29 protein-coding genes, 1 tRNA gene and 1 pseudogene are annotated in these 25706 nt (G+C 39.2%); 9 read left to right on the forward strand and 22 right to left on the reverse strand.

What is annotated here, in order from left to right; genetic code table 11:
- Positions 1–13: 13 nt before the first annotated feature.
- From rplP to B9A18_RS04740, 10 genes are all read right to left on the reverse strand, one after another.
- Positions 14–436, reverse strand: coding sequence for a 50S ribosomal protein L16 (gene rplP / locus B9A18_RS04695; protein WP_048907441.1), 423 nt, complete (start codon positions 434–436; stop codon positions 14–16).
- A 38-nt stretch (positions 437–474) separates the two neighbouring features.
- The gene (gene rpsC, locus B9A18_RS04700) at positions 475–1329 is read right to left on the reverse strand and encodes a 30S ribosomal protein S3 (protein WP_084287528.1); all 855 of its coding nucleotides are present in this window, start codon (positions 1327–1329) and stop codon (positions 475–477) included.
- 5 nt (positions 1330–1334) lie between these two features.
- On the reverse strand, positions 1335–1697 hold the full coding sequence (gene rplV, locus B9A18_RS04705; RefSeq protein ID WP_084287529.1) for a 50S ribosomal protein L22: 363 nt from the start codon (positions 1695–1697) through the stop codon (positions 1335–1337).
- 7 nt (positions 1698–1704) lie between these two features.
- The gene (gene rpsS / locus B9A18_RS04710) at positions 1705–1971 is read right to left on the reverse strand and encodes a 30S ribosomal protein S19 (protein WP_008244581.1); all 267 of its coding nucleotides are present in this window, start codon (positions 1969–1971) and stop codon (positions 1705–1707) included.
- A complete protein-coding gene (gene rplB / locus B9A18_RS04715; RefSeq protein ID WP_084287530.1) occupies positions 1971–2795 on the reverse strand; it encodes a 50S ribosomal protein L2 in 825 nt (274 codons plus the stop codon). Before rplB ends, rpsS begins: the two co-directional genes overlap by 1 nt.
- A 23-nt stretch (positions 2796–2818) precedes the next feature.
- Positions 2819–3109, reverse strand: coding sequence for a 50S ribosomal protein L23 (gene rplW / locus B9A18_RS04720; RefSeq protein WP_084287531.1), 291 nt, complete (start codon positions 3107–3109; stop codon positions 2819–2821).
- A gap of 1 nt (position 3110) precedes the next feature.
- Positions 3111–3740, reverse strand: coding sequence for a 50S ribosomal protein L4 (gene rplD, locus B9A18_RS04725; protein WP_084287532.1), 630 nt, complete (start codon positions 3738–3740; stop codon positions 3111–3113).
- Positions 3741–3744: 4 nt separating this feature from the next.
- Positions 3745–4362 carry a 50S ribosomal protein L3 gene (gene rplC, locus B9A18_RS04730; RefSeq protein ID WP_084287534.1) on the reverse strand — a complete coding sequence of 206 codons (618 nt, stop codon included), beginning with the start codon at positions 4360–4362 and terminating at the stop codon, positions 3745–3747.
- Between the two features lie 182 nt (positions 4363–4544).
- Positions 4545–4940: a DUF1634 domain-containing protein gene (locus B9A18_RS04735; RefSeq protein WP_084287536.1), complete on the reverse strand. Its 396-nt coding sequence runs from the start codon at positions 4938–4940 to the stop codon at positions 4545–4547.
- Entirely contained in the window at positions 4937–5773 is an 837-nt protein-coding gene (locus B9A18_RS04740) for a sulfite exporter TauE/SafE family protein (protein ID WP_084287538.1), read from the reverse strand. Before B9A18_RS04740 ends, B9A18_RS04735 begins: the two co-directional genes overlap by 4 nt.
- Before the next feature lie 83 nt (positions 5774–5856).
- On the opposite strand from B9A18_RS04740, the gene B9A18_RS04745 reads away from it, so the two are divergent.
- Positions 5857–6465, forward strand: coding sequence for a hypothetical protein (locus tag B9A18_RS04745; RefSeq protein WP_084287540.1), 609 nt, complete (start codon positions 5857–5859; stop codon positions 6463–6465).
- Between the two features lie 66 nt (positions 6466–6531).
- On the opposite strand, the gene rpsJ is transcribed toward B9A18_RS04745, so the two are convergent.
- From rpsJ to B9A18_RS04770, 5 genes are all read right to left on the reverse strand, one after another.
- Positions 6532–6837: a 30S ribosomal protein S10 gene (gene rpsJ / locus B9A18_RS04750; protein ID WP_008244591.1), complete on the reverse strand. Its 306-nt coding sequence runs from the start codon at positions 6835–6837 to the stop codon at positions 6532–6534.
- 56 nt (positions 6838–6893) lie between these two features.
- Positions 6894–9008 (reverse strand): elongation factor G, encoded by a 2115-nt coding sequence (gene fusA, locus B9A18_RS04755; RefSeq protein ID WP_084287542.1) that lies wholly within the window; start codon positions 9006–9008, stop codon positions 6894–6896.
- Between the two features lie 18 nt (positions 9009–9026).
- Positions 9027–9494 carry a 30S ribosomal protein S7 gene (rpsG, locus tag B9A18_RS04760; protein WP_084287544.1) on the reverse strand — a complete coding sequence of 156 codons (468 nt, stop codon included), beginning with the start codon at positions 9492–9494 and terminating at the stop codon, positions 9027–9029.
- A 16-nt stretch (positions 9495–9510) separates the two neighbouring features.
- On the reverse strand, positions 9511–9924 hold the full coding sequence (gene rpsL / locus B9A18_RS04765; RefSeq protein ID WP_008244597.1) for a 30S ribosomal protein S12: 414 nt from the start codon (positions 9922–9924) through the stop codon (positions 9511–9513).
- Positions 9925–10078: 154 nt separating this feature from the next.
- Positions 10079–10300: a VF530 family protein gene (locus B9A18_RS04770; RefSeq protein ID WP_084287546.1), complete on the reverse strand. Its 222-nt coding sequence runs from the start codon at positions 10298–10300 to the stop codon at positions 10079–10081.
- 117 nt (positions 10301–10417) lie between these two features.
- On the opposite strand from B9A18_RS04770, the gene B9A18_RS04775 reads away from it, so the two are divergent.
- A complete protein-coding gene (locus B9A18_RS04775) occupies positions 10418–11053 on the forward strand; it encodes a hypothetical protein (RefSeq protein WP_084287548.1) in 636 nt (211 codons plus the stop codon).
- A 302-nt stretch (positions 11054–11355) separates the two neighbouring features.
- Here B9A18_RS04775 and B9A18_RS04780 read toward each other — a convergent pair whose 3' ends face one another.
- The 3 genes from B9A18_RS04780 to B9A18_RS04790 form a co-directional block, all read right to left on the reverse strand.
- Positions 11356–13329 carry a M1 family metallopeptidase gene (locus B9A18_RS04780; protein WP_144009403.1) on the reverse strand — a complete coding sequence of 658 codons (1974 nt, stop codon included), beginning with the start codon at positions 13327–13329 and terminating at the stop codon, positions 11356–11358.
- A gap of 71 nt (positions 13330–13400) precedes the next feature.
- Positions 13401–14138: a carboxypeptidase-like regulatory domain-containing protein gene (locus tag B9A18_RS04785; RefSeq protein ID WP_159452605.1), complete on the reverse strand. Its 738-nt coding sequence runs from the start codon at positions 14136–14138 to the stop codon at positions 13401–13403.
- A gap of 105 nt (positions 14139–14243) precedes the next feature.
- Entirely contained in the window at positions 14244–14591 is a 348-nt protein-coding gene (locus tag B9A18_RS04790; RefSeq protein WP_084287553.1) for an arsenate reductase, read from the reverse strand.
- Between the two features lie 210 nt (positions 14592–14801).
- On the opposite strand from B9A18_RS04790, the gene B9A18_RS04795 reads away from it, so the two are divergent.
- The 7 genes and pseudogenes from B9A18_RS04795 to B9A18_RS04815 all read left to right on the forward strand — a co-directional run bounded on the left by B9A18_RS04795 (position 14802) and on the right by B9A18_RS04815 (position 22995).
- Positions 14802–16268, forward strand: a complete 1467-nt coding sequence (locus B9A18_RS04795; protein ID WP_084287561.1) for a sensor histidine kinase — start codon at positions 14802–14804, stop codon at positions 16266–16268.
- A 9-nt stretch (positions 16269–16277) separates the two neighbouring features.
- Positions 16278–16964: a LytR/AlgR family response regulator transcription factor gene (locus B9A18_RS04800; protein WP_084287563.1), complete on the forward strand. Its 687-nt coding sequence runs from the start codon at positions 16278–16280 to the stop codon at positions 16962–16964.
- Positions 16965–17063: 99 nt separating this feature from the next.
- Positions 17064–19802 carry an ATP-binding protein gene (locus B9A18_RS04805; protein ID WP_235005233.1) on the forward strand — a complete coding sequence of 913 codons (2739 nt, stop codon included), beginning with the start codon at positions 17064–17066 and terminating at the stop codon, positions 19800–19802.
- Positions 19803–19817: 15 nt separating this feature from the next.
- A pseudogene (locus B9A18_RS25530) lies at positions 19818–20051 on the forward strand (response regulator); the annotation flags it as partial.
- Positions 20028–20546 (forward strand): response regulator, encoded by a 519-nt coding sequence (locus tag B9A18_RS25535; RefSeq protein ID WP_394335619.1) that lies wholly within the window; start codon positions 20028–20030, stop codon positions 20544–20546. The pseudogene B9A18_RS25530 and the gene B9A18_RS25535, both read left to right, overlap by 24 nt.
- 1 nt (position 20547) lies before the next feature.
- Complete coding sequence (locus tag B9A18_RS04810; protein WP_084287569.1) at positions 20548–21372, forward strand: CheR family methyltransferase; 825 nt, start codon at positions 20548–20550, stop codon at positions 21370–21372.
- Between the two features lie 36 nt (positions 21373–21408).
- On the forward strand, positions 21409–22995 hold the full coding sequence (locus B9A18_RS04815) for a response regulator (protein ID WP_084287571.1): 1587 nt from the start codon (positions 21409–21411) through the stop codon (positions 22993–22995).
- Here B9A18_RS04815 and pth read toward each other — a convergent pair.
- From pth to B9A18_RS04835, 4 genes are all read right to left on the reverse strand, one after another.
- Complete coding sequence (pth, locus tag B9A18_RS04820; RefSeq protein WP_084287573.1) at positions 22985–23545, reverse strand: aminoacyl-tRNA hydrolase; 561 nt, start codon at positions 23543–23545, stop codon at positions 22985–22987. The genes B9A18_RS04815 and pth overlap by 11 nt on opposite strands.
- A gap of 96 nt (positions 23546–23641) precedes the next feature.
- Positions 23642–24220 carry a 50S ribosomal protein L25/general stress protein Ctc gene (locus tag B9A18_RS04825; protein WP_084287578.1) on the reverse strand — a complete coding sequence of 193 codons (579 nt, stop codon included), beginning with the start codon at positions 24218–24220 and terminating at the stop codon, positions 23642–23644.
- A 28-nt stretch (positions 24221–24248) separates the two neighbouring features.
- On the reverse strand, positions 24249–25190 hold the full coding sequence (locus tag B9A18_RS04830) for a ribose-phosphate pyrophosphokinase (RefSeq protein ID WP_084287579.1): 942 nt from the start codon (positions 25188–25190) through the stop codon (positions 24249–24251).
- A gap of 69 nt (positions 25191–25259) precedes the next feature.
- Positions 25260–25330, reverse strand: a tRNA-Gln gene (locus tag B9A18_RS04835).
- Positions 25331–25706: the final 376 nt, after the last annotated feature.

Raw genomic sequence — 25706 nt, forward strand, 5'->3', positions numbered from 1 at the left:
AACCCTACACTAATTATGCCTCTACGTAATCTCTACGTACTACAAATTTTGTTTGGATCGGTAATTTCTGAGCTGCTAAACGCATTGCTTCTTTAGCAACTTCTAAAGGAACACCTTCTGCTTCAAAAATGATGCGTCCAGGTCTAACTACGGCTACCCAGTATTCAGGAGCACCTTTACCTTTACCCATACGTACCTCAGCTGGTTTCTTAGTCACCGGTTTGTCCGGGAATATTCTAATCCATACCTGGCCTTCACGTTTCATGAAACGAGTTACGGCGATACGGGCTGCCTCTATCTGACGACTGGTAATCCAGGTCGACTCTAAAGATTTGATCCCGAAAGACCCGAATGATAATTCAGCACCACGAGTTGCTAAACCTTTCATTCTGCCCTTCTGCATCTTTCTGAACTTCGTTCTTTTTGGCTGTAACATTTTATTCTAATATTATCGTTAAACGATCTGTTAACTAATTATTTACGAGGACCTCTGTTTTGAGTATTTCCGCCTCTATTATCTCTTCCTGCACCAGGACCTCCTTGACCAGGGCCTCTTCCGCCACGATTACCACCACCGCGGTTATCGTTTCTTCTGTCGCCACCGCCACGGTTATCTCTGTCTCTACCACCAAAAGCACCTTCTGGTCTGCCACCTTTGCCTGGAGCATTGCTCGTTGCACCGATGTTTGGAGAAAGATCACGTTTACCGTAAACCTCACCTTTACAGATCCATACTTTAACACCTATTTTACCATAAGTAGTCAAAGCTTCAGCTAATGCATAGTCAATGTCTGCACGGAAAGTATGCAAAGGAATTCTTCCTTCTTTATACTGTTCGCTACGAGCCATCTCAGCACCACCTAAACGACCAGAGGTCATAATTTTGATACCTTCAGCACCCATACGCATTGTTGATGCGATAGTAGATTTCATTGCTCTACGGAATGAGATCCTTGCTTCTAATTGTTTTGCAACACCTTCTGCTACTAATTGTGCATCAAGCTCAGGACGTTTGATCTCAAAAATGTTGATTTGAATTTCCTTTTTAGTCAATTTCTTCAACTCTTCTTTGATCTTGTCAACTTCCTGACCTGCTTTACCAATTACGATACCTGGACGTGCAGTGTGGATTGTAACGGTGATACGCTTTAACGTACGCTCAATTACAACTTTCGCTACACCGCCTTTTGCGATACGTACAGAAAGGTATTTTCTTATTTTTTCGTCCTCAACTAATTTATCAGCATAGTTGTTGCCACCGAACCAGTTAGAATCCCAACCTTTGATGATTCCTAACCTGTTACCTATTGGATGTGCTTTTTGTCCCATTTCTGTTAATTAGTTTGAGTTTCAACGTTTTTACTATCTACTACCAAAGTTACATGGTTTGAACGCTTACGTATTCTGTAACCACGTCCTTGTGGTGCTGGTCTAAGTCTTTTTAACTGACGACCACCGCCTACCATTATCGTTTTTACGAATAACTGGCTTTCTTCAGGGCGAGAACCTTCATTCTTAGTTTCCCAGTTTTTGATAGCTGATAATAAAAGTTTCTCAACTCTTATTGCTGCTTCTTTATTGGTAAACTTCAAAATATGTAAAGCTTTCTCAACACGCTCACCTCTGATAAGATCTACAACCAAACGCATTTTACGTGGTGAGGTTGGACAATTGTTTAATTTCGCTACTGCTTCCATCTCTTAATTATTTTTTCTTTTCAGAGTGACCCCTAAATGTTCTGGTTGGAGCAAACTCTCCCAGCTTGTGACCAACCATGTTTTCTGTTACGTATACCGGTATAAACTTATTACCGTTATGTACTGCAAATGTATGTCCCACAAAATCTGGTGAGATCATTGATCTGCGAGACCAAGTTTTAATTACAGACTTCTTGCCTGAATCATTCATAGAGACTACTTTCTTCTCTACGTTATGGTCAATATAAGGTCCTTTTTTAATCGAACGAGCCATTATTTCTTCCTTTTCTCTATGATGAAACGATTTGAGTATTTTTTAAGTGAACGTGTTTTAAATCCTTTAGAATAAACACCATTCCTTGAACGAGGCTGACCTCCTGATGAGCGACCCTCACCACCACCCATAGGGTGATCTACCGGGTTCATCGCTACCGGACGTGTTCTCGGACGACGACCTAACCAACGGTTACGACCTGCCTTACCTAAAACTTCATTTGCATGATCAGAGTTTGAAACAGCTCCTATTGTTGCTAAACAAGTAACTAAGATTGATCTTACTTCACCTGAAGGCATTTTCAATGTTGCATATTTACCATCACGAGCAGCTAATTGTGCATAAGCACCAGCGCTACGTGCCAACTGAGCACCACGACCTGGACGAATCTCCACGTTGTGTACAATAGATCCCAAAGGAATATTGCTCAATTTTAAAGTATTTCCTACTTCTGGAGCAGCAGTATCACCCGACACTACTTTTTGCCCTACTTGCAATCCTTCCGGTGCAATAATATAACGCTTCTCACCATCTGCATAATGTAATAATGCAATACGTGCGGTACGGTTTGGATCGTATTCAACAGTTGCTACTGTTGCAGGAATATCAAATTTCTCACGTTTAAAGTCAATTAAACGGTAAGATTTTTTGTGACCACCACCCATGTAGCGCATAGTCATCTTTCCTGTATTGTTACGTCCTCCCGATTTCTTAGAAGATACAACCAATGATTTTTCGGGCTTGGTTGCTGTAATCTCCGTAAAACTGGCACCTACTCTAAAGCGGGTTCCCGGAGTGACTGGTTTAAATTTTCTTAAGCCCATAGTTATAAATTATTCAATTCTTATTAAATATTCGAGTAATAATCAATTGTTTCTCCTGCTGCCAGGCTAACAATAGCTTTCTTGTATTTCGGGGTACGACCCGTAACTAATCCGCCTTTAGTGTTTCTAGACTTAACTTTACCATTTACAACCATTGTATTGATGGTTAAAATGTTAACGCCGTACATCTTCTCTATGGCTTGCTTAATTTGCAATTTATTTGCTTTGTGTTCTACTTTAAAAGTAAAGCGGTTAGACTTTTCTGTTAATGCAGAAGCTTTCTCTGTTAATATTGGTTTCTTTAAAAATTCCATATTACTTGGCAAATGCCTCCTCAATTGTTTTAACAGAATCAGCAGTTAACAAAAGCTTGCCACAGTTCAATACATCATATGTATTTAACTGATCTGCAGTAATTACTTTCACTTTCTGAATGTTTCTGCTTGATAAATAGATATTGTTATTTTGTGAAGGTAAAACCAACAATGTCTTTTCGTTAGTCAAGTTTAATGCACTAACTAAATTAAGGTAGTTTTTAGTTTTGATTGAATCAAAAGTGAAATCTTCCAAAACAACAACGTTGTTGTCCTGAGCTTTATAAGTCAATGCAGACTTACGAGCCAATGATTTTAACTTTTTGTTCAATTTGAAACTATAATCACGTGGTTGAGGACCAAACACGCGACCACCACCATTAAACAATGGAGATTTAATACTTCCGGCACGAGCACCACCAGTACCTTTTTGCTTGTATAGTTTACGGGTTGAACCTGCAATCTCATTACGTTGCTTAGATTTGTGCGTACCTTGACGTTGATTAGCCAAATACTGCTTAACATCTAAATAAATTGCGTGGTCAACAGGCGTTATGCCAAAAACCGACTCAGGAAGTTGCACCTTGGCACCTGTCTCTTTTCCTGAAATGTTTAATACTTTAACTTCCATCTGCTTACTTATCTAAGATTACGTAAGAACCCTTAGCTCCTGGAATGGAACCACTAACTACAACAAGGTTTTGATCAGCATAAACTTTCAAAACTTGTAAGTTCTGAACTTTTACTCTGTCACCACCCATTCTACCCGCCATACGCATACCTTTGAATACACGAGAAGGATACGAAGCAGCACCTAATGAACCCGGCGCACGCATTCTGTTATGCTGTCCGTGAGTTTGTCCACCAACACCACCGAAACCATGACGTTTTACAACACCCTGGAAACCTTTACCTTTTGAAGTACCAACAACATCCACAAAGTCACCTTCGTTAAAAATGTTAACCGTTACAGTGTCGCCTAAATTTAACGACTCCTCAAACGGATCAAATTCAACCAATTTACGTTTTGGGGTAGTGTTTGCTTTCGCAAAATGGCCTTTAAGAGGCATGGTAGTGTTCTTTTCTTTGGCTTCGTCGAAACCTAACTGAACTGAAACGTAACCGTCTTTCTCTGCGGTCTTTACCTGTGTAACTACACAAGGCCCAGCTTCGATCACCGTACATGGAATATTCCTTCCATCGGCGTCGAAAATGCTGGTCATTCCTACTTTTTTTCCAATAATACCTGACATTTTCTTTTTTTAATTTAACACCCATCGAAGCAGTAGGGCTTCGTTCAAGGTGGATACACATCCCTATTAAGGGAGGGCAAAAATAAGAAAGAAATCTTAATTTTCAAATAGTTAGCTAAATATTTTTTCATATATCTGCTAAAATTTTGATTTAATTGGATAGCACCCAATTAAATCAGGCTTTAGCCAACTAACTTATCGCTTAAACTATATAAGATGATAGACAAAACGATTAAACCAATCAAAACATACAGGTAATCACGCTCTATCAGGAAGCTAAAAATAGAAAAAACAACCCGTGCTATCGGCGTAAAAATCAATAATAAGGTGCCAAATTGAATAATTGCAGCGCCATCCAGCGCCTTTAATCCTTCAAAAATCGCGGATATCGAAGAGAAGCCTGACTTCCCAGAGTCAAATTTCACATAATCCACCGCATTTGCATGGTTGGAAAACAAGTAAATAAGCCCCCCAACAAGCACAACACTCATCGATGTAATCACCCCCACCCGCAACAAAGTACCCAGAATTACCTGTATATCCTTATCTGCAAAAAAGTTTCTGATTTCCTTACTCATAACTTACCGGATAACCCATTATAAATCATTTGAATCGCCAAAAAAGTAACCACAATAGCAAATACAACTTTCAACTTATCAGTTTGTGTTCTTACCAATATTTTTGAACCTATAGTCGCCCCAAGCAATACACCAACAGCTACCGGCATCGCTATTCCCGGATCAATCTGCCCCCGATGAAAATAAACAACCGCACTCGCAGCTGCAGTTACCCCCATCATGAAATTACTCGTTGTAGTAGACACCTTAAAAGGTATCCGCATGATATTGTCCATAGCAATAACCTTTAAGGCCCCAGAACCAATACCAAGTAAACCAGATATAATACCAGCAACAAACATCATCACGAACCCCCCAACAACATTATGAACCGCATAATCCTTTGCCCCATGCGCCGTAGGATAAGTGCCATTCAGTTTAAAAAAGACAGCCAACTTACCCGAAGTATCATTATCAGACCGATCTATCTTTTTCCGAACCATCATGGCCGCAGAAAATAATAAAATCAAACCAAAAATAACTGCGATGTAGCCTGGGTTAATATAAACAGTAACAATGGCGCCGATGATTGCACTTATGGTCGTAGCGACCTCTAAAAACATACCTATCCGGATATTAGTAATACCTTCCTTTACATAAGCGGCAGCAGAGCCTGAAGAAGTGGCAATTACAGAGATGATTGACGCACCAATCGCATAATGAATATCAACCCCAAGTCCAAGGGTTAACAATGGGATAATGATCACTCCCCCACCTAAGCCTGTAAGTGAGCCAACAAACCCAGCTAAGAAAGCTCCGACTAAAACTATAACTGTAAACAGCAATACCGACATTGCTGCAAATATACTATCTCCAGTCCGAACACAATAAAATTTAAATATCATTGTTAAATTAGCATACAAACATCCCTTATATTATGAGAAAAGCAATACTCCCTATTATTTCGGCATTCATCCTTAGCCTTAGCGCTCAAGGACAGCTAGCACAAGACACCACCAAGCTCGATCCAACATTGAAAGGACAGTACCAACTGATGCTTGCAAAAGCTAAAACCATAAGCGGATACAAGCTGGTAAATCCGGCAAGGATGAACGCCTTCTGGAGAAATCTTAATGACTCACTCACAACTGAGCGCAAACAGCTTGCCAGCACCAGTCGAAAAATCAAAGAACATGAAAAAGCAATAGCTGATTTAAAAGCACAAATCACTGGACAGGAAAATTCCCTGGCCAGCACTAACGCAAAAATGAATGAGATCAGTTTTCTGGGCATATCATTTACCAAGTCCACCTATACTACAATGGTGTGGAGTTTGATAATTGGCCTGGCCGCAGCCCTTACCGTCATAATACTCCGCTCCGCCAAACATATACATGAGGCAAAATACCGTTCCTCACTTTATGAAGAAGTTGCCCAGGAATACCAGACCTACAAAACAAAGGCAAATGAAAAAGAGAAAAAACTTGCCCGCGAGCTTCAGGATGAACGCAACAAAATAGATGAATTAACAAACCGGGTCAGATAAATAAATCCGGTATAAAAAAAAGGCCTTCCTGAAATAATCGGGAAGGCCTTTTTAATGTCAGTATAATTAAACTTTAATTTCTACTTCAACACCGCTAGGTAATTCAAGTTTCATTAAAGCATCAACTGTTTTTGAGTTAGAGCTATAAATATCTAACAAACGCTTGTAAGCACATAATTGAAACTGCTCACGTGCTTTTTTGTTCACGTGTGGTGAACGCAAAACAGTGAAAATTTTCTTTTCTGTAGGCAACGGAATTGGTCCGCTAACTACTGCACCCGTAGGCTTAACAGTCTTTACAATTTTCTCAGCAGATTTATCTACCAAGTTATAATCGTAAGATTTTAATTTGATTCTGATTCTTTGGCTCATGTTATATATATATTAAAGCAGCCGGTTAGAGCTATTAATAACCGGCTACCAATTTATTAATCTACAGATTTAATTCTGCCTTTTGATTTAGCAATTACTTCATCCTGTACGTTCTTAGGAGCTGGTTCGTAGTGATCAAACTCCATTGTAGAAGTTGCACGACCAGAAGTAATGGTACGTAACTGAGTTACATAACCAAACATCTCAGAAAGAGGCACAGTTGCTTTAATTACCTGAGCACCATTACGAGTGTCCATTCCTAAAAGCTGACCACGACGACGGTTCATGTCACCGATTACATCACCCATGTTTTCTTCAGGAGTAAGGATCTCGATTTTCATGATTGGCTCCATCAATACAGGGTTACACTTAGGTAACGCCTCACGGTACGCCATTTTAGCAGCAAGCTCAAATGATAAAGCATCTGAATCGACCGCGTGGAATGAACCATCAATTAAGCGAACTTTCATGTCTGGTAGTGGATAACCAGCCAATACTCCGTTAGCCATAGATGCTGCAAATCCTTTTTCAACAGAAGGGATAAACTCACGAGGGATTGAACCACCTGTGATTTCATTCACAAATTGTAAACCACCTTTTTCGTAATCCGCATCAATTGGAGAGATAACAACCTGGATATCCGCGAATTTACCACGACCACCTGATTGTTTTTTATAAGTCTCACGGTGTTGAACGGTACCATGGATTGCTTCTTTGTAAGCAACTTGTGGCGCACCTTGATTAACCTCTACTTTAAACTCACGTTTTAAACGGTCGATCAAAATATCTAAGTGAAGCTCACCCATACCAGAGATTACAGTCTGACCAGTTTCCTGATCTGTCTGAACCCTAAATGTAGGATCCTCTTCAGCTAATTTACCAAGACCAATACCTAATTTATCAACGTCAGCCTGAGTTTTTGGCTCAATTGCTAAACCGATAACCGGCTCTGGGAAATCCATTGATTCTAATACAATTGGATGTTTCTCATCGCAAAGTGTATCACCCGTTTTGATATCTTTAAATCCAACAACAGCAGCAATATCACCAGCACCTACGTTAGGAATTGGGTTTTGCTTGTTAGCGTGCATTTGGAAGATACGAGAGATACGCTCTTTGTTCTCAGAACGTGCGTTATAAACGTAAGAACCTGCCTCTAAGTTACCTGAATAAACACGGATAAAACATAAACGGCCTACGAAAGGATCCGTTGCAATTTTAAACGCTAAAGCTGCGAAAGGCTCTTTAATATCCGGTTGACGAGTTACTTCTTCACCAGTTTCTGGGTTGGTACCAGTGATACCATCAACATCCATTGGCGAAGGCAATAATTCCATAACCAGATCCAACATAGTTTGAACACCTTTGTTTTTGAAAGATGAACCACAAACCATAGGAACGATTTTCGCATCTAAAGTTGCTTTACGCAATGCATCAAGAATCTCACGCTCAGTGATTGAATTAGGGTCTTCAAAGAATTTCTCCATTAATGACTCATCATAATCAGCTACAGCTTCTAATAAGTTCTCTCTCCACTGTGCAACTTCCTCAATCATATCATCAGGAATAGGCACTTCAGTAAAGGTCATACCTTTATCATGCTCATTCCAAACGATACCACGGTTATTGATCAAATCAACAACACCTGTAAAGTTATCTTCAGCACCGATTGGTAATTGTAAAGGAACTGCATGGCTACCCAGCATATCTTTTACTTGTTTAACAACTTTTAAGAAGTCAGCTCCTGAACGGTCCATTTTGTTAACGAAACCAATACGTGGAACTGCATAGTTGTTAGCTAAACGCCAGTTAGTTTCAGATTGAGGCTCAACACCATCAACTGCTGAAAATAAAAATACCAATCCATCCAAAACACGTAATGAACGGTTTACCTCTACGGTAAAATCCACGTGTCCAGGAGTATCGATAACGTTTACCTGATATTTGTTACCGCGGTAAGGCCAGAATACAGTAGTTGCTGCAGACGTGATTGTTATCCCACGTTCAGCTTCCTGTACCATCCAGTCCATGGTAGATGCACCTTCGTGAACCTCACCAATCTTGTGGTTTACCCCAGCGTAATAAAGGATACGCTCAGTAGTTGTGGTTTTACCCGCATCAATGTGAGCCGCGATTCCGATATTTCTTGTAAATTTTAAATCTCTTGACATTTTATGATTTTCTAATAATTAGAAACGGAAATGAGAGAACGCTTTGTTGGCTTCAGCCATCTTATGCGTATCTTCTTTTTTCTTCACTGCTGCACCTTCACCTTTAGCCGCTGAAACGATTTCACCTGCTAATTTCTCTTTCATTGTTTTTTCACCGCGCTTACGTGCATATGAAATTAACCATTTCATACCTAAAGCAATCTTACGGTCAGGTCTAACCTCTGTAGGTACCTGGAAGTTAGCACCACCAACACGGCGTGATTTTACTTCTACTGCAGGCATTACATTAGTTAAAGCACGTTTCCATACTTCTAATCCATTCTCGCCAGATTTTTTTTCTGCTAATTCTACAGCATCGTAAAAAATTGAATAAGCGATAGATTTCTTTCCGTCAAACATCATGTTGTTTACGAAACGGGTCACCTGAACATCGTTAAATTTTGGATCAGGAAGAATGATTCTCTTTTTTGGTTTTGACTTTCTCATTGTGTTTTCCTCCTAATTATTTCTTTTTACCTTTTGTTGGTGCCGCAGCTACTTGTCCTGGCTTAGGACGTTTTGTTCCGTATTTCGAACGACGTTGGTTACGACCAGCAACACCTGAAGTATCTAATGCTCCACGGATGATGTGATAACGTACACCTGGCAAATCTTTAACACGACCACCACGGATCAATACGATCGAGTGCTCCTGTAGGTTGTGACCTTCTCCAGGGATGTATGCGTTAACCTCTTTACCATTGGTTAAACGTACACGCGCAACTTTACGCATTGCTGAGTTTGGTTTTTTAGGGGTAGTGGTATATACACGTGTACATACACCTCTTCGCTGTGGACAGCTGTCCAACGCCGGAGACTTACTCTTGAACTCCAGTGCTACTCTACCTTTTCTAACTAATTGTTGAATGGTTGGCATTGTTCCTTTTTTGTTTTTCTATTAATGTTTAAAAACTTTACCCCTATAATAAGGGACTGCAAAGGTAAGACAATACATTTTATAAATCAAGGGGTTAACAGAAATTTAATCCCCTAAAAAACAAAGGAATAATCAAGATCCCTCAGTTTTCCTTCTAATGAAAGGTATTCAGATATAATTTTTCCACTTTTTTTCTCGCCCAATCTGTTTTACGTAAAAACTTTAAACTTGAGTTCATCGTCGGATTATTATTAAAACAGGCAATACGCACCAACTGTCCTAACTCCTCCCAGCCATAGTGCCATACCAACTGCTTCAATATAAATTCCAGCGTTTTACCATGTAGCGGATTGTTTGCCTGTTCTGTTACTGCCATAGTGCAAAAATAATAAGAATAACTAGATTTGTATACCCGCTCTGCCGATTCGGAAAAAGATAGTTAACAATCCAAATCAGCATCACATCATTATTACAATAAACAAACACAACAGATATGCATTTAAAACTAGGTGATTTTGTTCGTTTTGTAGACGAAAACATAGAAGGTTACATAACCAGAATTATTGACAAGGACACCATTGGGGTAACAGATTCCAATGACTTCGAAATACCTGTCCTGGCCAGCAAAGTTACATTGGTACACGGCGACATGCCGGATAACGACATCGTGACCAACAAACCAAACATTGTTGTTCCGGAAGCCGAATTCATAAAGGAGGGAATTTACCTGGCTCTGGTTGCCGATCAGCACAGCAGCTCCGTAGCACATTTCCACCTCATCAATGAAACATCTTACCAGCTCCTGGCCAGCCTGACTACAGAAAGACAGGATACTTTTAAAGGAGAATTCGCTGGTGTCATTCCGCCAAACTCCACCAAAAAGATCTATTCAGCCCAACTAGGCGATATTCAGATCTGGCCTAAATTCAGACTGGAGATATTAACCAACACTACTGCAAACTTTACCCCCAAAGAGCCGATAATCTTTAATAAAAACATTAAAGGAAAAGACCTTTCGGTTGCCAAAGAGGAAATCGCCCTCCTTAAACAAAAAGGCTGGCGGATAACACTTGAAGAGCCTGCCCCCATTATAGATGCGGATAAATTAAAGGCCAGCTTTTTTAAATAACCGTCAAAATAAACCATTCTACTCTAAGGCTGGAACAAGTTGCGCTGAAAAAGCGCAAATTATTCCTATGCCTTTTCGTAGAAGGTATATTTTGCTTGAATAGCATGATGCTTATATAAAACTATGCTTTGCAACTCTATTTTAAAAGAAAAAATGCCTCCTCATAGAAGGCATAGCGTTCATTTTCGCTTCTTCAGCGAAAATGAACCGACTGAAAGGAGCTCAACGAGACAATTACAACAATAAACTCTCCCGAGTTAATGCAGCCTCAGAATAGAATGGCTTATTTTCTTCCCTAGTTTTTATTCTACTTTTACCCGCCAGGTATTATTCTCAGCATTCATATCCGGCAAAACGTGCTTAGGATCTAAAACAACACTAATAACCTCTTCATTTGCCGGATAATAAACAGTCCATTTTTTATTCCTCATCCATACATCTACAGAAATCTTAATCAGATCAGTTTTACCACTTTTCGTTTTAACTTCCAAAATGATAGGCATTGGCATCTTTTCCTGATTCGCTACTACAATGTTATAACCTTCAACAGCACCATTCTTTTTCACTTCATCAACACTGGCAATAGCCTGATCCATTTTCCAGTTTTCTACAAACCAGCCTCTCCAGAACCAGGCAAGATCCTCTCCTGCCCCATTCTCCATAGAACGAAAGAAATCAGAAGGTGTTGGATGCTTAAAGGCCCAGGCCTCAATATATTTCCTAAAGGCATAATCAAAACGATCAGCGCCCAGTATTTCATTTCTTAAAATTTCCAGACCCCAACCCGGTTTATAATACAGATTCAATCCAATATTATTTTCTACCATTGCATCAGGAGTCAGCATGATTTGCTCAACCCTCAGCGAGCCCATACGCATGGCCGCAGTATGCATATCCGTTCGCGGATCCTGATACTCCCCATTATTAAAGGCGGCAGTCGATAAACCATTGATAAAAGTATTAAATCCTTCATCCATCCAACCGTACTTACGCTCATTGCTTCCTACAATCATAGGAAACCAGGTATGACCAAATTCATGATCTATAACTCCCCATGCGCTGGGGCCTTTAGCAGTCCAGCCACAAAATACGATACCTGGATATTCCATACCAGAAACATTACAAGCTATATTCACCGCCATCGGGTATGGATATTCAAACCATTTATTAGAATAATGCTCCACTGAAGCCTTCACATATTCCGCTCCTCTGCCATAACTATCATTCCCATTGCTTTCAACAGGATGTGCAGAAACTGCCATCGCTTTTTTACCGCTAGGCAAATTGATACGGGCCGCATCAAGCACAAAGGCCTTCGACGAAGCCCAGGCCACATCACGGGTACTCTTCATCTTAAACTTCCATGTCAGCTTATCTTTTGCCGGACGCGATTTCGCATCGGTTACTTCTGCCTCTGATCGGATAACCACCTTTTTATCGCTTGATTTTGCTGCATTCCAACGTTGCAATTGCTGTGCTGTAAATACTTCCTGCGGATTCAGCAACTCACCTGAACCCATTACTATATGACTTGCAGGTGCAGTGATCGCAAAATCTACGTCACCATATTCGCAGTAGAACTCTCCTGCCCCCCAATAAGGTAAAGTATTCCAACCAAGTACATCATCATAAACACTCATTCTTGGGAACCACTGTGCGATGCTAAAAATTTCACCATTCTTAGTAGTCATGTGCCCCATTCTATCCGAACCATTAACAGGTATTACAAAAGAGAAGTTCATCTTCATCGTAATCACATCTCCATTGCCTTCCATTGGTACATCCAGTCGAATCTGCATACGGGTATCTTCGATCAGTGTACTGAACTTTACCGGCTTCAACTTTTGCGACACACCAATACCATCTATTTTATAACCACCTTGCAACTGTTCCCCTCTCGAACCATAACGACTTCCGGAAGCGATCAAGGTATTACCCCGAGAATCATTCGAAAACAAATTCTGGTCTAATTGCAACCATAAAAAATGCAAACGATCAGGGCTGTTATTTTTATAGGTTATAGTAACCTTTCCGGATACCGTATTCTTTAACTCATCCAGATTAGCAACTATGCTATAATCAGCACGGTTTTGCCAGTACTTCGGTCCCGGACTACCATTTGCAGAGCGATATTCATTTCCATTTTGTGTGTAAAATAATGGGCCGAAAGCCGCGTGAGGATCGTAATTACTTACAGGGAGGTCTCCTTGTTGTGCAAAACCGGTTAAACACCATATGCATAGCAAAGCCCATAACAGAGTTTTTTTATGAATCATATTAAATTGTTAGTTACAATTTAATAAAGGTATAAAATGAAATCATATCCGCCCAGATTGTAACGGTTTTATTAATCTGTCTTTAGTTTAGGCATTGAGGATAGCCTTCTTTCCTCCGGAGACAACTTTAACCAGGCATGATAAGCCTTAACGGTATAATAAGCATAATTAAAAGGTCTTTCACTTTTCACCAATTCCTCAGGTGGTCTGTAAAGGGACATAAAATTTCGAAGCTCATCGCCTTTGAGTTTTACCAGATCAGAAACATACTCCTCCGTAAAAATAGCATTGATCTCAGCCTGATAACGGTCACGCTCTTCCAGCAACCTGATCTTCTCCTGCTGCCGTCTATATTTACCATAACCCAGGTTAAAAAGTAATCCCCCAGCTCTGTCATTATTACCCTTACCCTGCAGGCCGTCGGTAGCCACACGTGTATACGGCCTTGCCAAAGGATCCGGAGCTAAAATAGATGGGTTAACTTTTGTGCTCACAATTTCAACCTCTCTTAAAGTAGTTGAATTTCCGGGAAGAAATACAATTTTAGGAGTAAGGTTAATTAAATAAAGTGTATCGGTATGATAGCCCGCAAATGAAAACTCCAGCAAATCACCTACCCTGGCAGCAATTGTAAACTGTCCGGCTGCTTTGGTTAACTCTACCCTGCTATTGTTCAAATTCCTAACCTTAACATGCTGTAATGGGAACGTTCTGTTATCATAATCATACACAGAACCTGACACAGTTAGTTGTGCCATTAGTTCGACCGGAACAACAAGAACAAGGAACAAGAGTAGATTTTTAAGCATAATCAAATGTAGGTCTGTTTTCCAGGTAAATATATAATTTAACAATCTTTAACAGGAAAAGTTTTACAGCACCTACATTACAAACGCACAGAACAAGCTGGAATGCTATTTAAGAGCAGCGCTGTATTGTTCCTCTGAAAAACTGATCAGCACAGCCCTACCATCAACTTCAACTACCGGACGTTTTATGGCGCTATTATTTTGAAGTAAAACCTCAACAGCCGTCTTTTGGTCGATTACATTTTGCTGTACTTCAGGGCTCAATTTCTTCCAGGTTGTTCCTTTTTTGTTTAAAACAACTTCCCATCCAAAAACCTCACACCATTCACTCAGCTTTTCGGCAGTAATGCCCTTTTTTTTGAAATCATGAAACTCAGGGCTAAAGCCATTTTCATCCAGCCATACTCTAGCTTTTTTAACAGTATTGCAATTTGGGATTCCGTAAACGATCATGTTCACAAAATTAGAATTTAATTCAGCACTTTTTTTCAGGGTTTCATCACATTTTAAAATTTGAAAGCACCAAGGTTTGTACTATTGCATAATCAATTGAAACCCGCACAAGTCTAGAAAGAATAAATACAAGATAAAAAATAAGCTCACAAGCTTTAAAAAACAAAATATACACTGATAAAAATCTGAAAAGAACCAACCTTAAAAAAGATGAATCAAAAAGAATTAGCAAAACTCGAATTATGGATAGTGACAGGCTGCATTATCGTTGCATTCATATTCTCTCTTATCGACAGGTCATTAAATGGAATTTCTAAATTCACCATTTCAATCATTGGTGAAAACTTTATTCCCATACTTTTCAATTACCTGATCATTTACATCTGTTATCTCTTTCTTGTTTTTCATGTAAGTCCTGAACTTAACAAAAAAGAAGGTCGCCCAGCCAGGAGTGTAGCATTAGTATTTTTACTTATTGTTGCAGCGCTCATGATTGATACTATCAGCGCCTACTGGGCCATTCTTCTTGCACTCAAATTATTATTCATTTTATTTACGTGTAACAAGGCTAACAAAGAAAACGCACTTTACATTGAAGCGGGGTTTCTAACCAGTACATGGATCCTCGCACTATCCGCAGTATTTCTTTTATCCTTTCATTATGCGATAAAAGTATATTTCCTGGTGGTCATCCCTATTGCTATTGTCATGTATCTATATTCAGTCTACTTCCTGATCCCAAAGATTTACCATAAAAAATGGAAGCTCACCAATTACTTCTTCAAAGTGTTCTTAATCTCCTTTGTCATATCTCTGGCACTTGGAGGTATTTTCGGTCTTTTCATCTTTTCAAATAATTTTTATAACAATACCGCTAACATACAATCAAATTTTAGTGCAATTTCCCTTCGACTACTCTATGCCATGGGACGATCAGAAGAACTGACCATGACAATTGCTTTTGGCACTGCCTTAACACACTTGTTTTTAATTGTCCCCATCTCCTGGAATATCTATAAAGAACGAAACGATTTAAAAGCCGAAGAAATCATTACACTGAAAACCGAACTTGGTAAATCCGATGCCAACCTCAATTTCCTGAAATCTCAGATCAATCCACATTTTCTATTTAATGCTTTAAACACATTATACGGAACCGCCTTACAGGAAAAAGCTGAACGTACCGGAGAGGGTATTCAAAAACTGGGCGACATGATGCGCTTTATGCTAGAAGAAAACGTTGCAGACAAAATCTTGCTATCGAAAGATGTGGATTATCTAAACAACTATATCGCCCTTCAAAAATTAAGGACTTCAATTTCATCAGATATAGTTATTGACACACAAATTGAAGAGCAAACAAACACGCTACAAATAGCCCCAATGCTGTTGATCCCTTTTGTAGAAAATGCCTTTAAACACGGAATTAGTCTGCAATCCCCCTCTCACATTAAGATTACCTTGCAAACAAGCGGCAATACCCTCTATTTTGATGTCCACAATAGCCTTCACTCGAAAAAAGACAATGATCCTGAAAAGTTACAAAGTGGAATTGGTCTGCAAAATGTAAAACAACGACTCGCCTTACTCTACCCTAGCCAACATGAACTGATCATTAGAGAAAATGCAAAAGAATTTTTCATCCACCTTACACTTCAGCTTTCAGGAAATGACTAATTTTAAAGCATGATTGCAATCGCGATAGATGACGAACCTATAGCTTTGGATGTAGTGGAATCCCACGCATCCAAAGTCCCCTTTGTTGAATTGGTTGCCAGTTTTACAAATGCTTTTGATGCCATTACATTTCTGCAGAAAAACAAAGTAGACCTTATTTTTCTAGACATCAAAATGCCGGATATCAGCGGTATCGATTTCCTGAACAGCTTAAGTAACCCACCAATGGTTATTTTCACTACCGCCTACTCCGAACATGCAGTAAAGAGTTTTGAGTTAGATGCCATCGATTACCTGTTAAAACCTTTTTCCCTTTCCCGCTTCTTAAAGGCCTGTAACAAGGCTCAGGAACTCTATACCTTAAGAAATAACGCTGAAAATGATGAACAACCACTTTCCATCTTTATTAAAGATGGTTACGAGCAAATAAAAGTACTCATCAGCGACATCCTCTACATTGAAGCTTCGGGTAACTATACGCAAGTACATCTGCTTAACGACGTCCTGATTAGCACACGGGTTCCCCTTAACGAAATGTTATCCCTCCTCCCACCAAAAAAATTTATCCGAATTCACAGGGCCTTCATTATCGCCAGAGAAAAGATTACTAAATTCGATCGCAGTCAGATCTGGATTGGAAACAAATCACTCCCTGTTGGGGCTACTTACATCCAATGTTTGCAGGAATTAGGTTAAATTTAAGCACAAATTAGGCCTCAATAATCCACGAATTAAATATTATCGTTAATATTGTTGATCCCAAAGGATATTGACTTTAAAAATCAACCCCATAACATGTTTAAACTGACTTTTAAACAACAAGTATTAACAGGCTTTACTGTTTCTTTGTTGTTTGTCCTTGTTTCTGCAATAACATCTTATTTCAGCATTGATAAACTAAATAATGACACCAAATGGCAAGCACATACCTACGATGTCATGAACCTTGTTAAAGACATTGAGACCCAGGTGCTGAATTCGGAAACCGGACTAAGAGGATTTATTTTGGCACAGGATCCACAATATCTGCTCTCTTATAATAATAACGCACATAAAATTCTGGTTACAAGTCAGGAATTGAAGAAAATCATCCATAAAAACACCATCCGGACTGCTATGGTCGATTCTATCGACTTCTATGCACACCAGAAGGTAGATGAGATGAAAATGGTGCTACGTACCAATGAAATGGATGGAAAAGCGGCTGCAACATTAAGAGTAATGAACGGAAAAGGCCAGTTATTCAAAAATAAAATACTGGAATTTAGTGGAAAGCTCATTGAATCTGAAAAGCACTTGTTACTCGAAAGAAAGGAATCCATCACAAAGAGCAGTCTGCAAAGTGAAGCAGTTGTGGTACTTAGCGCTTTTATCATATTTTGTCTGATCCTCTTTCTTTTATCTTACATCAGAAAAACATTTGATCAGCAAAAGGAAACCGAAGCTCATATCCTGGATTCCAATATGGAACTGGAAAAAATATCGACAGAGAACAAGCAAAAAAACTGGTTACTTTCAGGCGCTACAGCAATCAATGAAGCCATGCGCGGCGAACAGGAAATCGAAGAACTGGCAGCCAATATTACTACCGGCATTTGTAATTATATAGAAGCACCAATCGGTGCCTTCTTCCTTGTTAATCCATCAAAAAAAACACTCAAGTTTGAAGGAGGGTATGCCTATCAGCACACCAGAAATATAAGAACTGAGTATCACTTTGGTGAAGGTTTTGTAGGGCAAACTGCTGCCGAAAAGAAAAGTAAAATTTTTGACAAAATCCCATCCGACTATATCAAAATCAACTCCGGATTAGGAGACACATCTCCTAACTGCATTTACCTAATGCCAATCGTATTCGAAGATGAAACCATTGCCGTAATAGAACTAGGTTTAAGTAAAAAGCCAGGTGATACCGTTTCCTTATTCCTCAATACCATTTCAGAGAGCATTGGTGTAGGTGTTAATAGTGCTGTGGCACGCATAAAACTAAGGGCATTATTTGAACAAACCCAACAGCAGGCGGAAGAGCTGGAAAGTCAGCAGGAAGAATTACGTACCACCAACGAAGAACTTGTTTACAAATCAGAGCAGTTACAGGCTTCAGAAGAAGAATTAAGGGTACAACAGGAAGAATTACGTCAAACCAATTCAGAGCTGGAAGAAAAAGCTCAGCAATTAGAAGAACGCAACATTGCCGTAAACCAGGCAAAAGAAGCAATGAGTCTGAAAGCTGAAGAACTGGAAATTTCAAGTAAATATAAATCGGAGTTCCTGGCAAATATGAGCCATGAATTAAGAACACCATTAAACAGTATCTTAATCCTTGCCCGAATACTAAAAGAAAATCGTCCGGAAAACCTTAATGAAGATCAGATCAAATACGCAGGTGTAATTCACAATGCCGGAACTGACCTCCTCACATTAATCAATGATATCCTCGATTTATCTAAAATTGAATCAGGTAAACTTGATCTGACAATTCTGCCAGTAAAACCTGTAACTATTAAGCAAGATATGGAGGCCTTATTCAGTGAATTGGCCAGAAGCAAAAAAATCACCTTCAATACAATATTGGACAATGAATTGCCAAAAGAACTATTTACTGATCAAGCAAGATTAGAACAGATCGTTAAAAACCTCCTTTCAAACGCCTTCAAATTTACACCCGAACATGGAGAGATCACACTGGAAATCAGCAACGCAAAACCAGGCACAACGTTTTACTCCAGCCAGTTAAAAACGACTCCAGAAGACATTATTGCCATCTCGGTAAAAGACTCCGGAATCGGAATCCCGGCAGACAAGCAGAAACTTATATTCGAAGCCTTCCAGCAGGCCGATGGATCCACCAGTAGAAAATATGGAGGCACGGGATTAGGGCTTTCAATCAGCAAAGAATTGGCGCATATTCTGGGTGGAGAAATTCAGGTTAGAAGCAAACAAGGAGCAGGAAGTAAATTCACCTTCTTCATTCCTAAAAATCACACTTTAAACAATCAGCCCCATCAGGATATAACTGAGGTTAAAGAACCCATTATTACAGTAGTCATCCCTGACCCCCTACCAATTCCGGCTAACAACAATAAAAACCAAAAATTACTGATCGTTGAAGATGATTTGGTTTTTGCCGATGTACTTAACGATTACGCCATAGAAAAAGGCTTTAAGCCAATCCTTGCCCATAGCGGCGACATTGCCCTTGAAATGGCTTTTTCGGAACTCCCTGATGCCATTGTCCTGGACATTATGTTACCCGTTGTTGATGGTTGGACCATCCTGAAAAAACTTAAAGCAGATCCACGGACCAAACATATCCCCGTACATATGATGTCGGCAGGAAATGAAAAAATAGGAAAAGCGAAAAAAGAAGGCGCTATAGGCTTTTTGAAAAAACCAATTGAAAAAGAACAACTGGATGAAGCCTTTGATCTGTTAAGTGCTGCCCACTTAAAGTACAACCTCAATACTGTACTTGTTATTGAAGATCAGGAATTACACAGTACTGTACTTACCCAGCAATTAACAGATAAATGAGTTGAAGTAAAACAAGCATTCACGGGTAAAGAAGCATTGTCGCTGTTAAAGGAATATACTTTTGACTGCATCATCCTTGACTTGAAGCTCCCGGATATTTCCGGCTTTGATCTGCTGGATACCATCAAGGCACAACCCGGCTTGGCGCATATTCCCGTAATCATCAATACAGCCATGGAATTGGATCAGGAGAAAATGGCTCATATCATGAAGCACACAGAAGCCATGGTATTGAAATCCAATAAATCCAATGATAGGTTGATCGATGAGGTGAGTCTGTTTATGAATAAATTAAAACAGGATGCCCCAATTTCTTCCCGCTCTATAAATAATATGAGTACAGGCAAAGCTTCATCAACCATGGAAAAGGTTTTAAGAGACAAGACCATTCTGATCACAGATGATGACATGCGTAATATCTTTGCCCTTTCAAGTGCACTACAGGCATATGACCTGAAAATTGTTATTGCAAACAATGGGAGAGAAGCCATAGAAAAGCTGAATGCCCATGAAGAGATTGATCTGGTATTAATGGACATCATGATGCCCGAAATGGACGGCTATGAAGCTATGCGCGCTATTCGTGGCAAAAAGAACTTTGCCAAATTGCCCCTCATCGCCTTAACTGCCAAAGCGATGAAAAACGATAGAGAAAAATGTATCGAAGCAGGGGCAAATGATTATATCTCCAAACCGGTTGATATGGACAAATTACTTTCTATGTTAAGAGTCTGGCTAAGCTAAAATGGATAAAGACACGGATACCATCAGCTATGAAGAGCTTGAAAACCTCATCATCTTCATAAAAAACGTTCAGGGCTTCGATTTTAGCGATTATTCTGCTGCTTCATTAAAAAGAAGAGTTACCAGGATTATGCAACTGCAAAAGCTAAGCCTGTTCGATCTCCGCACCTTATTAACCAACGATCAGGATTACTTTGAATCATTTTTGATTGAAATAACCGTTAATGTTACTGAGATGTTCAGAGATCCCTCATTTTACAAATCCGTAGCAAGCAATATCATCCCCTACCTAAAATCCTATCAACGGATTAAAGTATGGAACGCAGGTTGTTCTACGGGCGAAGAACTCTATTCTTTTGCTATTTTATTTTCGGAAGAAAATTTATACGAGCGCTGCTTTTTTTATGGCACGGATATTAATACAGATGTATTAGAACAAGCTAAAAATGGAATCTATAATTTGCAAAAGATGAAGCAATACTCAGAAAACTTTCAGAAAATAGGCTCCAGCAATACATTATCCAACTATTACACGGCCAAATACGATGCTGCATCCATTAACTACTCCTTAAAAAAGAATATTCTTTTCTCGGTACACAATTTGGCTTCAGATGGTGTTTTTAATGAATTTCAGGTTATATCTTGTCGTAATGTGCTGATATATTTTAATACAGAATTACAAAAAAAAGTCATAGAATTATTTTATAATAGTTTAGCTAATTTCGGCTTCTTATGTCTAGGGTCAAAAGAAACATTAAGAAGTACAGAGCTCGGGCGCTTCAAAGTAATAGACAAAAAAAATAACATTTACCAAAAAATAGCATAGCGCGCTCACTCCCCACTTAAATTAAGATTAAAAAGCATGGAAAAAATTAACATATTAATTGTTGATGACAGACCTGAAAACATTATTGCCCTTGAAGCGCTGCTGCAAAGAAAAGATATCAATATAATCAGTACCACCAATCCTAATGAAGCCTTAAGGTTAGCATGGGAAATGGATATTGCCATTGCGATGATAGATGTTCAAATGCCCGAAATGGACGGCTTTGAGCTGGTTGAAATTCTAAAAAGTAATCCAAGAACCAAAGATATACTGATCATATTTGTTACAGCCATATCCAAAGAAACCAAGTACGCGGTTAAAGGATTAAGTACCGGTGCTGTCGATTACCTCTATAAACCTTTAGATCCTTTCGTTACCTCCGCAAAGGTTGATTCATTTATCCAATTTGTAAGAAACCAAAGGGAAATAAAGAAAAAGAATAAAGAGCTTGAAGCTTACCAGAAAGAACTGATTAAAGCGAAGGAACTGGCCGAACAAGGCAAAAGGATTAAAGAAAACTTTCTGGCTAATATGAGCCATGAAATTCGTACTCCGATTAACGGGATTATCGGAATTGCACAGCTTTTAAAGAAAACCGGGCTAAACGAAGAGCAGCATGAAATGCTTAACCTGCTGGAGGTTTCTTCAAATTCATTACTAGGTGTGATTAACGATGTCCTGGACCTTTCAAAAATAGAATCAGGCAAATTCAAAATTAACAGAGCACCAACCGACATTACTAAATTATGTAAGTCGGTAGTCGACCTATTGCGCATCCCTGCAGTTGAAAAAGAGCTTAAACTCGACATAGATCTTGATCCTGAATTGCCTGCTATGATCCTTTCCGACTCGCTTCGTTTAAATCAGATTTTAATGAACCTGATTGGAAATGCGATTAAGTTTACCCATGAAGGCAGCGTAATTTTAAAAGTAGAAATCCTCGACAGAAAGGGCAATAATGTTCAGATTAGATTTGCTGTTATTGATTCCGGAATAGGGGTAGCAAAAGAAAATCTTGATAAGATTTTTGAAACTTTTGAACAAGCAGACGAGCAAACAACTATTAAGTTTGGGGGAACCGGACTAGGCTTATCTATCGTCAAAAATCTCGCAAAGCTCAAAGGTGGCACATTGGAAGTTCAGAGTGAAGAATCTAAGGGGAGTACTTTTTCCTTTAGCAACTGGTACGAAATCATCAAGGAGGTTGAAGTATTAAAAAAACCTACAGAAGAGGTTCTGATGCCGTTTAACAATTTAAAGATCCTTGTTGCTGAAGATAACCCGATCAACAAATTCCTCATCACTAAAATCCTGCAAAGCTGGCATATTGAAATGGATGTTGTAGAAAATGGAAAAGAGGCGATAGATAAATTGAGAGAAAACGATTATGACCTGATCTTAATGGATACCTTCATGCCTGTTATGAATGGCCTCGAGGCCATCAAACTCATTCGCGAGGGTTATGCTAGCGGAAAGGAAAATACACCTATCATCACCTTCTCTGCTGCAGTTATGGATACAGATAAAGAAACAGCGATGGCAGCTGGAGCTAATGATGTCATCAGTAAGCCTTTCGATCCAGCTACACTTCACAAGAAAATACAGGAATTCACTACTGGTTAAACGCAGTCATCGTTTTGGCCGGGCCAATCGTAACAAAGCTTTTAATCAGTTCAGTACTTCTATCGATTAATGCAGGCAATTCCGGCAGTTCATCTTTATCAAAAGGGGACAGCACGTAATCTGCCTGCCCGCCTCTGCCAAAATTATCACTGATGCCGAAACGTAAGCGCGGATAACCTTGTCCGCCACAAAGGCCTTCTATGCTCTTCAACCCATTATGGCCTGCACTGCTCCCCTGTAATTTAAGTCGCAGTTTACCTAATGGTAAAGCCAGGTCGTCTACAATCACAAGGACATTTTCAAGCGGAATGCGTAGCTCCTGCATGTAGTAATTCACAGCTTTCCCACTTAAGTTCATATAAGTGGTGGGCTTAATAACATGTAGTTTCCTACCCTTATAACCAACCTCAGCATAATAAGCGAGGCGGGTATTAGTAAACGTTCCCTCCTGGTGCTTTACCAGCTCGTCTGCAATCATAAAACCAATGTTATGGCGGGTATACGCATATTCAGGGCCAATGTTCCCTAAACCAACAATTAAGTACTTCATCTTGTCACAAATATAATTTAATTTTTAAACCGTTGCAGCACAAAAAAAGCAGCACCGGTTAGGTGCTGCTTTTTGTATTCATCTGCTAAGCAAAAATTATTTTTTACCAGCTGCTTGTTCTGCTTGTTTTAAAGCTCTTGACATACCAACAGAAACGATAGTATCTTCACCAGTGTTAGTGATGGTGTAGCTACCTTTTGCAAGATCACGTACACGGAATAAGTTACCAACTTCTAATTTAGCAATGCTAACTTCAACTGTTTGAGGCATATCTTTAGGGAATGCTCTAACACGAAGTTTACGTAATTTTTGAACCAATTTACCACCCATTTTAACACCTGGAGAAGTACCGGTTAATTTAACAGGGATTTCCATTAAGATTTCTTTGTCATCAAATAACTGAAGAAAATCTACGTGTAACAATACATCTGTTAATGGATGAAATTGTAATTCTTTAATGATAGCTTTTACTTTGCTACCGTTAACTTCAATTTCAACAAAGTTTGCTTCTGGAGTGTAAATAGCATCCTTTAAATCGGTGATTAATAATGCAAAGTGAACTTGCTCTTTACCACCATACAATACTGCAGGAACTTTACCTTCATAGCGAAGCTCTTTAGCATCGCGTTTCCCTACGTTCTCTCTTGGAGAACCGCTAATTGCGATTGTTTTCATTTTATATTTATTTTATTTATTAAAATTCTTAAACATTAAACAGGTCGCTGATAGAACCATGTTCGTTTACATTAGCAATTGCTTTTGCAAACAATGGCGCTGTACTCAACACCCTGATTTTCGAGCTTTCCTGTTTTAAAGGAATCGTATCAGTAACGATCAACTCAGTAAGCATTGAATTCTCAATGGTTTCATAAGCTTTTCCAGACAACACAGGATGCGTACAAACGGCTCTTACACTGTTCGCGCCTTTTTCCATAATCAAGGCAGCAGCTTTAGCCAACGTACCTGCTGTATCACAAATATCGTCCATCAAAACAACATCCTGCCCTACTACATCACCGATGATAGACATGGATTCAATTTCATTTGCGCGTTTACGACGTTTATCGCAAATCACAACCTCTGCATTAAAGAACTTAGCAAAAGTACGTGCACGATAAGAACCTCCCATATCAGGCGAAGCAATAATCAGATTTTCCAGTCCTAAACTTTTAATGTAAGGAACAAAAATCACTGAACCATCCAGGTGATCAACAGGAATATCAAAAAATCCTTGTATCTGCGCTGCATGAAGATCCATAGTCATGATACGGTGTATACCAGCCGATTTCAACAGATTAGCTACCAGTTTAGCACCAATGGCTACCCTAGGTTTATCTTTTCTGTCTTGTCTTGCCAAACCATAATAAGGAACAACTGCAGTAATGTAATGCGCTGAAGCACGCTTAGCGGCATCAACCATTAACAACAATTCCATTAAATTATCTGAAGGCTGGTAAGTAGATTGTATCAGGAAAACATCACAACCACGTACTGTTTCGTCATATGAAGGCTGAAACTCACCGTCGCTAAACCTATTTAAAGTTACATCGCCAAGTGGTTTGCCGTATTGTTCGGCAATTCTTTTTGCTAATTCTTTTGTACCTGTTCCGGCAAAAAGTTTAACTGGGTTAAATTGCAATGGCATGATTGAAGTGTATCAATGCTGGTTAAAAAAAATCGGATTGTGAATTAACCACAATCCGAATATTATTAGTTGCCCGACCAGGATTCGAACCTAGACAAACGGTACCAAAAACCGTTGTACTACCTTTATACTATCGGGCAATCTTTCCCTTTTAAAGAAACTAAATAATGTCTCTCTGATTGGGAATGCAAATGTAAGCACATTTTTCAACTTTGCAAATACTAGCGCAAAAAAAATCAAAATAATTTTAGCTTTTTTATTTGACCTCGTTGAAACTTTCAGAAAATTAAGCAATTACAGTCATCAAAAAAATAAAAAAAATCTCCGCAAACGCCTGCATTTCAAAAAAGCCACAATCGCTCCACAAAATCCTTTTATAGTACTGCTCAAAGTGCATGGCAAATCCAGCACCAACTAATAGATACCAGCACCCTAATCTTAAAAAATGTTAAACTCAACTTAACTTTGCGCTATTATCAATCTTATTCTTTATTTTCGGCTGCATTTTAATCGCCT

The organism is Pedobacter nyackensis (assembly GCF_900176505.1).
GTDB classification, from domain to species: Bacteria; Bacteroidota; Bacteroidia; order Sphingobacteriales; family Sphingobacteriaceae; genus Pedobacter; species Pedobacter nyackensis.

Coding starts and splice junctions, on each gene's coding strand:
- rpsS (WP_008244581.1), bottom strand. CDS start 1,971: ATGGCTCGTTCGATTAAAAAAGGACCTTATATTGACCATAACGTAGAG.
- rpsC (WP_084287528.1), bottom strand. CDS start 1,329: ATGGGACAAAAAGCACATCCAATAGGTAACAGGTTAGGAATCATCAAA.
- rplB (WP_084287530.1), bottom strand. CDS start 2,795: ATGGGCTTAAGAAAATTTAAACCAGTCACTCCGGGAACCCGCTTTAGA.
- B9A18_RS04790 (WP_084287553.1), bottom strand. CDS start 14,591: ATGATCGTTTACGGAATCCCAAATTGCAATACTGTTAAAAAAGCTAGA.
- B9A18_RS04800 (WP_084287563.1), top strand. CDS start 16,278: ATGATTGCAATCGCGATAGATGACGAACCTATAGCTTTGGATGTAGTG.
- B9A18_RS04775 (WP_084287548.1), top strand. CDS start 10,418: ATGCATTTAAAACTAGGTGATTTTGTTCGTTTTGTAGACGAAAACATA.
- fusA (WP_084287542.1), bottom strand. CDS start 9,008: ATGTCAAGAGATTTAAAATTTACAAGAAATATCGGAATCGCGGCTCAC.
- pth (WP_084287573.1), bottom strand. CDS start 23,545: ATGAAGTACTTAATTGTTGGTTTAGGGAACATTGGCCCTGAATATGCG.
- B9A18_RS04735 (WP_084287536.1), bottom strand. CDS start 4,940: ATGAGTAAGGAAATCAGAAACTTTTTTGCAGATAAGGATATACAGGTA.
- B9A18_RS04785 (WP_159452605.1), bottom strand. CDS start 14,138: ATGCTTAAAAATCTACTCTTGTTCCTTGTTCTTGTTGTTCCGGTCGAA.
- rpsJ (WP_008244591.1), bottom strand. CDS start 6,837: ATGAGCCAAAGAATCAGAATCAAATTAAAATCTTACGATTATAACTTG.
- rpsL (WP_008244597.1), bottom strand. CDS start 9,924: ATGCCAACCATTCAACAATTAGTTAGAAAAGGTAGAGTAGCACTGGAG.
- B9A18_RS04795 (WP_084287561.1), top strand. CDS start 14,802: ATGAATCAAAAAGAATTAGCAAAACTCGAATTATGGATAGTGACAGGC.
- B9A18_RS04810 (WP_084287569.1), top strand. CDS start 20,548: ATGGATAAAGACACGGATACCATCAGCTATGAAGAGCTTGAAAACCTC.
- rplC (WP_084287534.1), bottom strand. CDS start 4,362: ATGTCAGGTATTATTGGAAAAAAAGTAGGAATGACCAGCATTTTCGAC.
- B9A18_RS04780 (WP_144009403.1), bottom strand. CDS start 13,329: ATGATTCATAAAAAAACTCTGTTATGGGCTTTGCTATGCATATGGTGT.
- B9A18_RS04770 (WP_084287546.1), bottom strand. CDS start 10,300: ATGGCAGTAACAGAACAGGCAAACAATCCGCTACATGGTAAAACGCTG.
- B9A18_RS04830 (WP_084287579.1), bottom strand. CDS start 25,190: ATGCCATTGCAATTTAACCCAGTTAAACTTTTTGCCGGAACAGGTACA.
- B9A18_RS25535 (WP_394335619.1), top strand. CDS start 20,028: ATGGTATTGAAATCCAATAAATCCAATGATAGGTTGATCGATGAGGTG.
- B9A18_RS04805 (WP_235005233.1), top strand. CDS start 17,064: ATGTTTAAACTGACTTTTAAACAACAAGTATTAACAGGCTTTACTGTT.
- B9A18_RS04745 (WP_084287540.1), top strand. CDS start 5,857: ATGAGAAAAGCAATACTCCCTATTATTTCGGCATTCATCCTTAGCCTT.
- rplW (WP_084287531.1), bottom strand. CDS start 3,109: ATGGAATTTTTAAAGAAACCAATATTAACAGAGAAAGCTTCTGCATTA.
- rplV (WP_084287529.1), bottom strand. CDS start 1,697: ATGGAAGCAGTAGCGAAATTAAACAATTGTCCAACCTCACCACGTAAA.
- B9A18_RS04815 (WP_084287571.1), top strand. CDS start 21,409: ATGGAAAAAATTAACATATTAATTGTTGATGACAGACCTGAAAACATT.
- rplD (WP_084287532.1), bottom strand. CDS start 3,740: ATGGAAGTTAAAGTATTAAACATTTCAGGAAAAGAGACAGGTGCCAAG.
- rpsG (WP_084287544.1), bottom strand. CDS start 9,494: ATGAGAAAGTCAAAACCAAAAAAGAGAATCATTCTTCCTGATCCAAAA.
- rplP (WP_048907441.1), bottom strand. CDS start 436: ATGTTACAGCCAAAAAGAACGAAGTTCAGAAAGATGCAGAAGGGCAGA.
- B9A18_RS04740 (WP_084287538.1), bottom strand. CDS start 5,773: ATGTCGGTATTGCTGTTTACAGTTATAGTTTTAGTCGGAGCTTTCTTA.
- B9A18_RS04825 (WP_084287578.1), bottom strand. CDS start 24,220: ATGAAAACAATCGCAATTAGCGGTTCTCCAAGAGAGAACGTAGGGAAA.